The following is a 10,855-nucleotide window of genomic DNA, read 5'->3' on the forward strand; positions in this document are numbered from 1 at the left end:
GGGTTAATCTGGCGGAATATTACAGTAAGAGCGTCCCAGACCGTCGTCACTAGGCGGCAAAACAAGGCATGAGTATTGGAACGTCAACCTGTCTCAATCGAGATGATCCACTTTGCTCGCAGTGTCTTCTCCAAGAGCAGTGCGTTGGTCACCAAGAGCGACCGGAACTTATCCAGAGTTATAATACGTAGTCAGGTATCAGCGATAGGTCGTAGCCTGTCGAGGTCCAACATACGCTGAGGTGGCTTACGAGAGCAGTCACGTCCACTCTACGTGGCTGAATACTGACTGGAGCGTTCGATACGCTCGATGACGAGATGTTCCGCGAAGCGAACCCGACGCTGATTGCTGGAGCCACAGGTTCCTGCGAGCAACTCGTCGAGTACGTCATACAGATGCTCTCGTAAGTACTCGGTTTCAACCGAGAGTTCCTCCGGTGTTACTTCGTGGTCGGTACTCAGCGCGTCAAGCACGGCGAGTCTCGCCTTCAAAACCATCTGCGTCTTTCTAAATCCCAACTATACAAACACGATTTGGATTTTAGGATCTGCTGAAACCCCGGAGACTGATAGGTACTGGTTGCTAAAGGTAGGGAATGTATTTCCTGAAAGAGTTTGAGTGTTGGTCTTCTCAACTGGTGTGTCCCGTTACAGCATCTTTGGGCGCGACATTATGAGTCTCCAAAGTGATCTTCCGCTATTTCTCTGAGTGAGTCGTCGGGATGAGACCCTAAGGATCTGTTGTCTTGCTCTTCTAACCTAGCAAGATCAAGAATTCGATCAACATCTGGCTCAGGAATCAGCGTGATATTAAAACCCTCTTGTCCGCAGTACTTCATTTCTTTCGACAATCGGCCTGCCTCGATTTCTGCTTGGACGTCACTGTAGGAGACTTTCGGTACGAGTTCTTGAACAGCTGAGAATTTGAGTCTCGCGCCCTCGTGGTCATTACGATTTATTTCATCGACGGTGAGTAGATGACTCAGGCAGGCACCATGCTCGTCGACACTGCTTGTACAATAGAGCAGCCCCTCATCACCAGCCGAGATCGTTTTCCAAGCCTCATATCTTCCGAACCCTTCCTCTTTCCAGAATGGACTCGCATTGAAGTACTCTCCACGGCGAAGTGGTTCATCACAGAATCGTGGCCCCTTCGCGCCCTCAATGTAGGCAGGGGCAGAATTTTCTTCGATAGGATGACCGCTCACTTGAATTAGGAACCCTGTCATAATGGACACCAACTCAGTTAGTATCAAAAGAGTACGTGACCGGGACGCTGTGTATTGAGCAGGCCCGCTGAAACCTGTCACCGCTTGAGAATTTCAACAAGGCCAGATTTTACTTGACGACTACTTCGTCCCGGACCAGTTCTGTAAGTGCGTCCTCGAGCGACCCGTGGAATTGCCAGCTCGCCCGCTCGAAGGCCTCGTCGGTCGGGCCGTCCCAGCGGGGGAACGCGGAGTGGCCGCTCACTTTGACTGTCCACTCAGTCGGCTCGTCGAACTGGTTCTCCGTCGGGAGTTCCACGACGTAGAGATACTCCTCGTCGCCGTGGATGCTGTCGGTCGGATTCTCGACGCCGTGGCCCAGCAGGAACAGCGGCTGGTCCAGATGCTCCATATTCGACGGCTCAAGGAGATCCGCTGGCTGAGCCGCGTCGATCGTTCGCTCTGGGTCGCCATCCAGATAGAGGTCGACCGTCGAGAGCTTGTCGAGGAACATGAACGTCGCCGCCGTGTAACCCGGTCCGCGCTCGGCACGGGTCGCATCGAGCAGTTTTTTCAGCTGTGTCAGATTGCGGAGGACGCTTCCCGGATAGCCATCCGAATGCCGGTACACCTGCGCGACGCGGTCGGCGCTGCCATCTGTCTCATCGGTCTGTTCGACTCGTTGGACGAATCGGAGTTGACTTCGTGTCGACATCGGTACTCGCCGGCGCGTGTGCGCCGGCACCCATCGCCGGCGCTGAAACAACACCAAACAGTCGTAGCGGGATTGCAATCCGCTACGCGAGATGTGACACCTCGTCTGGTTCCTCCACGTCGTCGAATTCACCACGCTCGACCGGCTCCCAATCCTCCCCAGGTGCTGGACTCCACCAGTCGATCTCATAGGCACCCGGTGCACCGAGGATTTTTGCCCGTGCCGAGCCGTCAGGCAGGTCGCGACGGAGCTTCTCGTCGACGTGAAGGTTCCACGTCGAGTCGGTGTCGAAGCACGCGAGCACAGCCTCCTCGTAGCCACGGTCTTCTCGGGACTCTCGGAGGATGACCTGCGTGTTACAGTTCTTGCAGAACACTCCCTCGAAGGGAATGTGGGTGAACACTTCCTGCCCGCAGACGGGGCACCAGAGGAACTCGAACAGTGCCTCGCTGTGTCGGTCGAGTACTTCGAGACTCATTGTTGGACCGACCCGGTTCGACCGGGCCACTCTCTCCGCCCCGGCCGAAAAACACCCTGCGTGTGTACGTTCTCAGCGTTCAGGGCCGTAGACGATGCGCGAGGAGGCTTCGTACCCACAGTCCGGACAGTCGTACCAGCGCTGTACCTTCGCTCCATCAGCTGTCTTCTCACCGACGAGGACGTCGTCGTTTGGACACTCCGGACAGTTCAGTTCGGGCGCTGGCCGCTCCCGAAGCGCATCCCGGAACGTTGTCGCCTCCTTCGTCTCGAAGCCTCGTGACCAGATCGGGTAGCCGTCGACGAGGATCGCCCCGCGCCACTTGTACCGGTATGAATCCGGAGCCCGGTGTAGAACAGCTCGCGCTCCAGTCTCGGTGTTTCGATACGCGAGTGTTGGTGTACGACTCTCCCGGGACCAGTTTGTGATTCTGGGCATTGTCAATCAGAAGTGGACGTCTGCGGGGACAATCCAGAGTGTCTGGCTGTCTTCCTCTTCCTCGAGGACACGATCGAGCTGATCGCGGTGGCGAATCCCCATCGCGTGCTGGTCGTACATCGGGACTGATGGTCCCTCGTAGGCGCCGACCTGATGGAACGCGTGTCGGGCGAGATCTTCATCACGCATAATCTCCTCGTCGCTGAGCTCGTCGAGCGCCTCCTTCACGCGGTCGAGATTCCGCTGGAACTCTTCCTTTGTGGCGTTCCAGGCTCGATCGAGCAGTTCACCGCCCTCCTCTGAATTGATGGGTGCTGCCGTCGGTAGGTCTCCCCAGCGAGCCTTCCCGGCGACCGTCGTATCCTCTTCGTCGAAGGTACAGTAGTAGTCAAACACGGCACAACCGTGGGGGTTCGCCCCGACGAGACGGTCGAAGACTGCTTTCCCTTCGACCAGGGCGTCGTGCTGTGTCGGTGCCTCGACTAACGCGTAGATGACCATATGCATCTTTGTTCACCTCGGAGCGCCAACTCACCGGGCACTGCTCAGTTTTGTCTCCTTGGTGCGCCGGCACCCCTCGCCGGCGCTCGAAAAACTCGCTTTGCGAGATCGCGTTCAGGAATCGCCTGTCCGCTCGACGGTGATAGTCAGGTTGCCCGACTCGTAGTCGGCCTCGAAGTCGACGCTGAACGCGTCGGAGTTGTAGGCGGCGTGGTAGGCACGGTGCAGTTCGAGCGATCCGGTCGCCTTGAAGTGGAAGAACGCAGCCGAGGTGTAGGGCTTGCTCTGAGTTTCGACCTGCGTCTCGACAGAGGCCGGGAGCGCGATTTGTGGTGTGTCCGTATCGATGCTCGCAGCGAACGCCTTCGCTTCCTCGACAGTCGCCTGCGAATGTGCGGGCGTCTCACCGGTTAGCACGTTCACGGGCGTCTCCGTGTCGTCGGTGAATAGGACATCGTAGAAGGTGCGCGTCCCGAGGAGTGCGTCGGGACCGAACTCGCAATCGTGGAATGGGTCGTCGTCTGGTTTCTCGGGCATCCAATCACGAGCCTACGCTGGGGCTCAGCCCTTTCTGCCCCCTAAAAAACAGGCGGCACGACCACGTGGCTATCCTCTCGCAAACACTTACCTCAAACAGACTTCAAAAATAGTCCAACATAGAGTTCGATGCTCCACGAACATATCCACGACGCCCTCGATGCCTTAGAAGACCGGGACGGTCAATCAAGACTCACTCCGCAGGACGACCAATTCGATGTCTTGGTCAGTATCATCGCTGACGAAACCTCACTCAGCCCTGACGAACAACGGATCTCAGAACAAAAATTCAAAGACGAAATCGAGGAGATCCTCGAAGACATTTCCGACTCGAATGACCCAATATCCGATTTTCATTCCAGACTCCACAAACTCAAAGCTGACGTCGAAGACAGATACCAAGAATACACGATCCTCTTCCCCTGGAACTTTCGAGAGAAAGACGCCGAAGGGTTCACTCACCCCGTTGATATTCTCGGCGTCGAATTCCGTTTAACAGCGAAACAAGTCTGGGACGACTACGTCGAACAGGCATCAGAGGAAAGCACGTTCGACAAATTCCTCGAAGAAGTCCCTACTAAGCGCCACCACGAATCGCCTTTTAGTCATCATCGGTACTGGGAGGCAGAAGTTGAAGCAGCCGATCAACAATATGCCGTGAACCGTGTGGAAACAGCGTTGAAGACCCTGATGGGGAAGATCACGTACTCGGCATACTTCGCATCCACTCCTAATACGTTCCGATCAACGACGTGGAAGTACGGGATTACAGAACTACAAGCACCAGTCTGCTACATCGCTTTGGAAGACAGTGAATATCTTCACTACTACGTCTCATACGACTACCGGCCCCGCCAAACATTCAAATTCAGGGCAGGGCTAGGGTACGCCTTCGAAGAACTCTACAACGACCTCCCCGACTTCCACGGAGAGCTTTCCACAATCGAGGAACACCTCGGCACAGCATTGCGAGCCTTCCAATCCGGTATGTCGAAATCTAGGCCGACACAGTCATTCCTTGAGTTCTGGCGGGCCTTAGAAGCCGCCACACTTTCCCAAGAGGAGGACTACTCAGCAGCCGCCCCACTTGAACGAAGTACGGCAGCCTTGCTACCGGAGGACCGTGACCTCGCTGAGAAACGGATCGAGCTCTTGGCCGACAAACGCAACGACCTGATCCACGGCGGCAAAGAAGTCGAAGTCACAGAAGGCGACCGAGTCTACCTGAAAAACCTCTGTGAATCGTCTATCCGATTCGTCGCCAATGAAAGGGAGAATCACTCATTCGAGGAGTTACAGTTCTTGTTTGAGTACGGAGCAAAATCTGACGACAACATCCTACAGGCACAGGCAGAGCGTGAACGTCAGATCACGGAAAAGCGGGGAGAGATAGAGGGGCACGAACACGACCTCAAACTGCTGGAGAAACTGGAAGAAATGAGAGAAAACGCCGGATCTCAGGAATAATTGGTGCCAGACAAATCAACTTGACCCTCCCTCCTCGTTTATTACCTCCCTCATCAACTCGACGTACTCTTCATCTCACGGGGGATCCACGACTGGATCCCCCGTACTCCTATCGGGGACGATAAACCAACGCGAGAGGTACCTCCCGAGGCGTGGCCGGCGACTCCAGTTAGGAGTCTGCGTGGGCGTCCGCCCCGGCTCCGTCGCCCGGCCGCGTGAGAAGGCTCACTTCTTCCAGGAGGTCTCTTGCAGTCTCGACTCGCTCTCGATCTGCGTCGTCCAACCGGTCGACATCGAGCCGGCTGAGATTGCTGAGCACACAATGCATCCGGTAGCCCTGTTCGACTTGCTGATTCATCGGTAGCGCCTCACCACTCGCCGGCGCAGAAAGACTCCTTACGAGACTGTTGTCGGCGCATCAGAGTCGCCACCAGTGCTCGTCGCACCGCGTTGGCGCCAGGAGGTCACTCTCCCACCCGTCGTCCAGCATCGTGTCCGGGATGTGGGATGCCTCGCCGGTCGGCCGTAGTTTTGCAAAGTCAGAATATCGGTCGTACATCGGTTGGTGCATAACCTCTGTCGGTATCGCATTTCAACGTCCGAACGCCTTCGCTCGCATCCTACTCTTGATTATGCGAGATAGTACAAACATATATGAGAACAGGGCGCGAACACTGTCCCAAGAGGTGCCAACCATGACCGAATCCTCGCGAGATGGGGTCCAATCGTGGACTGAGTCGATGAGCGCCCGCGACCGCATTCGGGCGGTCGCCGAGTCACTTCGCGAACCCCGCTCAGTTAACTGGATCAGCGAGCAGGCCGACGCCGCCTGGAGCACGACCAACGAGGAACTTCAGGATCTCGTCGACCAGGGCCAGTTGCGTCGCGTCGAGGCCGGCGAGACCACGCACTACCAGCCGGACTACACGCGACTGCTCTTCGAGGAGATCCGCACGCTCATCGAGGAAAACACCCGCGAGGAGCTGCGGAGCGAATTGGCCGCGATCACCGAGGAGATCGAGGAGTGGCAGGCAACCTACGACGTCGAGACGTGGGAGGATCTTGAACAGTCGCTCGCCGACGGCGATCTCGCAAGTGCCGAGCTCCGCGAGCGCCGCGACGTCATCGCGTTCTGGCGTGAGAACGAGGAGGATCGTCGCCTCATCAAGCACGCACTAGAACTCTACTCCGACGTCGAAGCTGCCCGCGAGCAGATGACCGACGTGGCTGACCGTGCCACGAGCTAATCCTCCTCTCTCACAGAATGATCTTTCTTGCCGGTCGCGACCGCTATACACAGCGGACCCTCCTCCGCGACGTTCACGACCGATTGACGAACCAACCAGGGTGTGAAGAGGTCCGCTATCGTCCGTCTCGACGCCGACCCCGCTACGTCATCGCGGATGTCGATCCGACGACGTTCCTGAGTGATTCTTACGACGCAGCGACAGCAGGACTGGAGATTCGTTTCTGGTACCCCGCCGGCGTCGACCACGAATACTACCGCATAAACTGGGTCGAACCGGACCGAAATCTGATGCTCGGCTTCCATCAAGACGCCGACCATCCGGACCTTGGGCCCTGTCATATCCAACTCAATCACGAAGACACGCCGGTTGATCGGCACGAGGCGACGTTTCTCGATGCGCATCCACTCGTCGTCCTCGATGACCGACTACAGCAATTCCCACCCGCGCTAGATGCGATTCACTGGAAGAATGGAGCGCCATCGCTCCCTACCTGGCCCGTCTAGACTGCGAGTTCATCGAGCGTCTGGTGATGCGTCCGTGCCGTGGTCGGCGTGACGTTTCCGGACTCGACGATGTTACGGTTCGTTACCCACTACCCCTGTTCCCGCCCCGATTTGTGGAGGCAAGCCGCTGCGAACCCTGCCGAATGAACGCCCGCCGTGACTGATGTCGGACTTGAGGGTACTCACCGTCTTAACCAACAAAGATCATCTCTATCGGAGACTGTTGGTTAACCGACGAGATTCCTCCTGGCCTATTCGGGAGCAGGCCCGTAGCGACCTGTGCCGCACACCTGACATTCCCAGATTGGTTGGCCCGTCCAGGTCTCGTCAGGGAGCGACTCGCGTGTCCTGAACCGATGTTCTGTTTCTCTCGTACAATGCTGGCACTCCAGGGCTGTCACGGTCGGGATTTCAGCTCCGGTACTGGTGGATTCCGTTTTGCGGGGAACTGTTTCAACAGCGATTGCTGGGACGATCCACAGCTGATCGCTGTCGTCGAGCGTGTGCTCGAGGGACGACTCATCACAAATTCCCTGGCCACGCTCGTCATAGACGCGTGGAATCTCCTTCTGAGAACGATCGCTCCTCTCGTCCCGCGCTGTCCGCTCACGGGTCGCTGTTAGCAACGCTTCGCCAGCTGCTGAGGTCACCTCGACACCAGCGGGGAGCGTAGGCCAGCGCTCGGTTAGCTGGGGTGCGGGCTCGTCGTCGAGATCGTAGATGAGCGTACAGCTGTCGATCGGCTCGTCGCGACCTGACGTAAGAAGTGTCGCTGCAGCTGCCCCTTTCGCGACAGCACCATAGAACGTCCCGGATTCGACGAGGAAGTGGATCACACCACGGAGTGATTGCTCGGAACTCGCAGCATCCGACGCTGACGCGGCGTCGAGTTCGTGTTCGAGACAGAACCGGCATTTTCGTTGCGACGCCGGGATCGATGCGCCACAGGAGACACAGGCTCGGTCTGTGTCGGTTGTTCCAACCGGATACCCACCCGAATGCGAGGATTCACGCTGGCGGGTTGGCTGGCCGTCTGCTGGCAGATCCAGCGCTGGGTCCGGCACCAGAGCGCCTTCTCCGACAGGTTGGAACGCGTCTCGGTCTGAGTTGTGGTCAGTCATCGATTCGCTCCGCGTTTCCCCCGGTTTGGTATTTAAACTCAAGGGTGAGAAAACGCGGGGACGGATTCGGCGCCGACTAGATAAATCTGGTCGCCTGAGACAGAGTCAGTCACGGAGCTCGGCGACCGCTCGACCGACCTCGTGAACGTGCTCACTCCGCTCGATATCGAGTTCTGTCGACAGATACTCGACAGTCTCTTCGAGGTCCATACTCCTTGGTAGACTCTCTGCCTGTATGTAGGTACTCCTTCATCGGAGGCGTCTCAGATCGCTTGGAGTTCGTCTCGCCGGCTTCGGAGCGTCACGACTGACACCTCTGCTGCCGACGCGACGGTGGATTGGGTAATCAACGCGCCCTGTTCTTGGGCGGCCAGATAGACGCAGGCGGCCGCGACGCCTGATGGCTGACAGCCGTTCGTGAGGGCTGTTTCCTCGGCGCGTTCTGCGAGTTCGTTCGCGCGTCGGCGAATGTTGTGGTCTAACTCTAGCTTCGAGATCAGGCGTGGAATGAACGACATCGGGCGCATTGGCGGCGCCGGGAGCTCTAATTCGCGATTCAGTGTTCGGTAGGCGTTGGTGACACGAGTGGACTCGACTCGGGCGGCGTCGACAACATCCTCGAGGAGGAGCGGGTGTTGGTTACATCGACAGGTACCGTAGATGCTCGCTGCGCCGATGGCTTCGATTGATCTGCCACGAAGCAGATCCTCGCTCTGAGCGCTCCGGAAGAGCTGGCACGCCTGGTCACGAATCGACTCGGAGAGTTCGAGCGCACTCGCCAGCCGGCGTACCTCGCCCAACCCGTGTGCGAGATTCCGTTCCGCTTTGGACCGCCACCGGCCACGGGTCTGTTCGCGCCGCATCCGGGCCAGCCGCCGGCGTTTCTGACCAGAGAGTTCGTTCCCGTGTGCATCGGTTCCGTGGCCGATTTCCGTCGAGAGGCCTCGATCGTGGCGGGCCGCCGTTAACGGTGCGCCTGTTCGCCCGCGCTCGTCTGCATCGTATGCTCGCCACTCCGGCCCGTGATCGATACGTTGCTCTTCGATGACGAGGCCACAGTCCTCACAGACCGTTTCCTTGACGTTCGTAGTGACGTGTCCGTGGCACTCGGGACACTGGTTTGCGCTCGACTCCGTGTAGACGTCTTCGTCGAATCCAGTCGCGTAGATGTCTCTCGTTGCCATCGTTCTCACCGTATTGAGGAACTCGCCAGTACGGCGAACCCCTCACCCATTGGGGGGGAAGATAGACGCTATCGAGTACGGAACTCAGCTCAGTTGGCTCGTGATTCAGCTATGTATCCCCCAGACAGCTGGTTTACCTGCCCTACTCCCGTGGATGAATCTCAGTAAGTTCGACAGCCCGCTTTTCACATTCCTCCTCTACTCGCTCGTAGCGCCGCTGTGCCTTTGCCGTACTCCGACTATCGTCCTCTCCTTGCTGGAATGGGTTCTTGTTTGAGACGACGATGAGATGCCGTGATTCGGCATCCGTGAGGTCGCCGAGCTTAGATAGATCCGCGGAGAAATGCGGCCACGCGTCAATGTTGTTCCGTTCGAACTTCGCGCCGGCGACATCCACGTTCTTGATGTACTTGAGTTCGATTGCGTGTTTGATCGACGTAGTCGAGAAGTACTTGCTTCCGTCGACAAGGCGAACCGTGACCTTCGGGGCCTCTACTTCCGGCAGGTAGTCGAGGTCATCATACTCCGACTCGTCACGCGGCTCTAGAATCGCGATATCGAGGCTCTGATTCCCGTCGCCCGACATACCGAAGTTCACCTCCGGTTGGACACTACTGATGTACTGCGGCTTCGCAATTCGGTCGAGATACTTTCGCTTGTACCCGGTCGCATCGGCCGTGTTGTAGCCCCCGCGTACCTGAATCGTCTCCCCTACCTTGGCCCGTAGGAGTTCGAGGAGCCGGGCTTGAAGTGCGGTCTCGACAGTGAACCCCAGAGGTGTCTCTTGAAACTCAGCGTCCAGTCGATTAACTGCCTCCTGAATCGTCATGGTTTACTCCACGAGCTATCTGGGAGCGCGGGTGTGGTCGGGTAGTGGATACGCGGGACCTCCGGCGCTGGTGTCATTCTATGATCTGTTGGTCCTCCATGTACTGAAGATTACTGTGAAAATGAATTTGCGAGGAGGGCTGCCCTTCTCTACCGCGCACTGGCCATTGCCTGCTCGACCGAGATGTAACTAGTGATGGCGACGACGATCGCGACTAGCCAGACGGCGAACTGGGCGTCACCGGTGAACGTTGTCGGGAGCATCCCCGCAAATACATTTATCAGTGCGAACATCGCTACCGCCGCGAGTAGTCCAAGTCCGGACATACGCGACCAACCAGAACTGAGATGAAATTAACTAATTCGCACCCTGAGCCTAGCGACTAAGTAAACGGGGTTAAAAATTAGCTGCTAAGTTAATATATGTCCGAAGAATTCGATTGGGTCGAACGAGACCGGGGTGTCCTAACCAAGCGCGACCGAGAAATCCTTCTCGGTAGAGCTGGCGAAGATCTCGACAAGAACGCCCAGAATGTACGCCGGTACAATATCCGAGAACGCTCTTCTGTAGGAGATTGTTGATACTGTTGAGCTGTCGCTGTGGAGTCGAAGAGGACAAGGGCACC

15 protein-coding genes and 1 pseudogene are annotated in these 10,855 nt (G+C 57.4%); 3 read left to right on the plus strand and 13 right to left on the minus strand.

Features of this window, described 5'->3' with window-relative positions; all coding sequences use genetic code 11:
- Positions 1-269: 269 nt before the first annotated feature.
- The 7 genes from N5096_RS05530 to N5096_RS05560 all read right to left on the minus strand — a co-directional run bounded on the left by N5096_RS05530 (position 270) and on the right by N5096_RS05560 (position 3,876).
- Entirely contained in the window at positions 270-497 is a 228-nt protein-coding gene (locus N5096_RS05530; RefSeq protein ID WP_267663328.1) for a hypothetical protein, read from the minus strand.
- 173 nt (positions 498-670) lie between these two features.
- The gene (locus N5096_RS05535; RefSeq protein WP_267663329.1) at positions 671-1,228 is read right to left on the minus strand and encodes a hypothetical protein; all 558 of its coding nucleotides are present in this window, start codon (positions 1,226-1,228) and stop codon (positions 671-673) included.
- A gap of 109 nt (positions 1,229-1,337) precedes the next feature.
- A complete protein-coding gene (locus N5096_RS05540; protein WP_267663340.1) occupies positions 1,338-1,922 on the minus strand; it encodes a hypothetical protein in 585 nt (194 codons plus the stop codon).
- 82 nt (positions 1,923-2,004) lie between these two features.
- Entirely contained in the window at positions 2,005-2,400 is a 396-nt protein-coding gene (locus tag N5096_RS05545; protein ID WP_089649987.1) for a DUF7567 family protein, read from the minus strand.
- 72 nt (positions 2,401-2,472) lie between these two features.
- Positions 2,473-2,838, minus strand: coding sequence for a DUF7568 family protein (locus N5096_RS05550; protein ID WP_267663330.1), 366 nt, complete (start codon positions 2,836-2,838; stop codon positions 2,473-2,475).
- A gap of 6 nt (positions 2,839-2,844) precedes the next feature.
- Positions 2,845-3,345, minus strand: coding sequence for a DUF7995 family protein (locus N5096_RS05555; RefSeq protein WP_267663331.1), 501 nt, complete (start codon positions 3,343-3,345; stop codon positions 2,845-2,847).
- Between the two features lie 108 nt (positions 3,346-3,453).
- A complete protein-coding gene (locus tag N5096_RS05560) occupies positions 3,454-3,876 on the minus strand; it encodes a DUF8025 family protein (protein ID WP_267663332.1) in 423 nt (140 codons plus the stop codon).
- A 129-nt stretch (positions 3,877-4,005) separates the two neighbouring features.
- Between N5096_RS05560 and N5096_RS05565 the strand changes: the two genes are divergently transcribed.
- Positions 4,006-5,343 (plus strand): hypothetical protein, encoded by a 1,338-nt coding sequence (locus N5096_RS05565; protein WP_267663333.1) that lies wholly within the window; start codon positions 4,006-4,008, stop codon positions 5,341-5,343.
- Positions 5,344-5,512: 169 nt separating this feature from the next.
- On the opposite strand, the gene N5096_RS05570 is transcribed toward N5096_RS05565, so the two are convergent.
- Complete coding sequence (locus N5096_RS05570) at positions 5,513-5,701, minus strand: DUF8012 family protein (protein ID WP_267663334.1); 189 nt, start codon at positions 5,699-5,701, stop codon at positions 5,513-5,515.
- A 50-nt stretch (positions 5,702-5,751) separates the two neighbouring features.
- Positions 5,752-5,902: pseudogene (locus tag N5096_RS16635) on the minus strand (biosurfactant protein 1); the annotation flags it as partial.
- A 136-nt stretch (positions 5,903-6,038) separates the two neighbouring features.
- Between N5096_RS16635 and N5096_RS05575 the strand changes: the two are divergent.
- Both N5096_RS05575 and N5096_RS16495 read left to right on the plus strand, forming a co-directional pair.
- Positions 6,039-6,590, plus strand: a complete 552-nt coding sequence (locus N5096_RS05575; RefSeq protein ID WP_004517758.1) for a DUF7342 family protein — start codon at positions 6,039-6,041, stop codon at positions 6,588-6,590.
- A 17-nt stretch (positions 6,591-6,607) separates the two neighbouring features.
- Entirely contained in the window at positions 6,608-7,096 is a 489-nt protein-coding gene (locus N5096_RS16495) for a hypothetical protein (RefSeq protein WP_379790021.1), read from the plus strand.
- Between the two features lie 251 nt (positions 7,097-7,347).
- Here the strand turns inward: N5096_RS16495 and N5096_RS05585 are convergent, their stop codons facing one another.
- The 4 genes from N5096_RS05585 to N5096_RS05600 form a co-directional block, all read right to left on the minus strand.
- On the minus strand, positions 7,348-8,217 hold the full coding sequence (locus N5096_RS05585) for a biosurfactant protein 1 (protein WP_267663336.1): 870 nt from the start codon (positions 8,215-8,217) through the stop codon (positions 7,348-7,350).
- A gap of 263 nt (positions 8,218-8,480) precedes the next feature.
- The gene (locus N5096_RS05590) at positions 8,481-9,401 is read right to left on the minus strand and encodes a transcription initiation factor IIB (protein ID WP_267663337.1); all 921 of its coding nucleotides are present in this window, start codon (positions 9,399-9,401) and stop codon (positions 8,481-8,483) included.
- Between the two features lie 142 nt (positions 9,402-9,543).
- The gene (locus N5096_RS05595) at positions 9,544-10,230 is read right to left on the minus strand and encodes a hypothetical protein (protein WP_267663338.1); all 687 of its coding nucleotides are present in this window, start codon (positions 10,228-10,230) and stop codon (positions 9,544-9,546) included.
- 149 nt (positions 10,231-10,379) lie between these two features.
- A complete protein-coding gene (locus tag N5096_RS05600) occupies positions 10,380-10,556 on the minus strand; it encodes a hypothetical protein (protein WP_267663339.1) in 177 nt (58 codons plus the stop codon).
- Positions 10,557-10,855 lie beyond the last annotated feature (299 nt).

The sequence above is a fragment of the Halorubrum yunnanense genome, from assembly GCF_026586675.1.
GTDB classification, from domain to species: domain Archaea; phylum Halobacteriota; class Halobacteria; order Halobacteriales; family Haloferacaceae; genus Halorubrum; species Halorubrum yunnanense.

Excerpts from the sequence above, each read along its gene's own strand:
- N5096_RS05530 (WP_267663328.1), bottom strand. The coding sequence starts at position 497 with ATGGTTTTGAAGGCGAGACTCGCCGTGCTTGACGCGCTGAGTACCGAC.
- N5096_RS05535 (WP_267663329.1), bottom strand. The coding sequence starts at position 1,228 with ATGACAGGGTTCCTAATTCAAGTGAGCGGTCATCCTATCGAAGAAAAT.
- N5096_RS05540 (WP_267663340.1), bottom strand. The coding sequence starts at position 1,922 with ATGTCGACACGAAGTCAACTCCGATTCGTCCAACGAGTCGAACAGACC.
- N5096_RS05545 (WP_089649987.1), bottom strand. The coding sequence starts at position 2,400 with ATGAGTCTCGAAGTACTCGACCGACACAGCGAGGCACTGTTCGAGTTC.
- N5096_RS05550 (WP_267663330.1), bottom strand. The coding sequence starts at position 2,838 with ATGCCCAGAATCACAAACTGGTCCCGGGAGAGTCGTACACCAACACTC.
- N5096_RS05555 (WP_267663331.1), bottom strand. The coding sequence starts at position 3,345 with ATGCATATGGTCATCTACGCGTTAGTCGAGGCACCGACACAGCACGAC.
- N5096_RS05560 (WP_267663332.1), bottom strand. The coding sequence starts at position 3,876 with ATGCCCGAGAAACCAGACGACGACCCATTCCACGATTGCGAGTTCGGT.
- N5096_RS05565 (WP_267663333.1), top strand. The coding sequence starts at position 4,006 with ATGCTCCACGAACATATCCACGACGCCCTCGATGCCTTAGAAGACCGG.
- N5096_RS05570 (WP_267663334.1), bottom strand. The coding sequence starts at position 5,701 with ATGAATCAGCAAGTCGAACAGGGCTACCGGATGCATTGTGTGCTCAGC.
- N5096_RS05575 (WP_004517758.1), top strand. The coding sequence starts at position 6,039 with ATGACCGAATCCTCGCGAGATGGGGTCCAATCGTGGACTGAGTCGATG.
- N5096_RS16495 (WP_379790021.1), top strand. The coding sequence starts at position 6,608 with ATGATCTTTCTTGCCGGTCGCGACCGCTATACACAGCGGACCCTCCTC.
- N5096_RS05585 (WP_267663336.1), bottom strand. The coding sequence starts at position 8,217 with ATGACTGACCACAACTCAGACCGAGACGCGTTCCAACCTGTCGGAGAA.
- N5096_RS05590 (WP_267663337.1), bottom strand. The coding sequence starts at position 9,401 with ATGGCAACGAGAGACATCTACGCGACTGGATTCGACGAAGACGTCTAC.
- N5096_RS05595 (WP_267663338.1), bottom strand. The coding sequence starts at position 10,230 with ATGACGATTCAGGAGGCAGTTAATCGACTGGACGCTGAGTTTCAAGAG.
- N5096_RS05600 (WP_267663339.1), bottom strand. The coding sequence starts at position 10,556 with ATGTCCGGACTTGGACTACTCGCGGCGGTAGCGATGTTCGCACTGATA.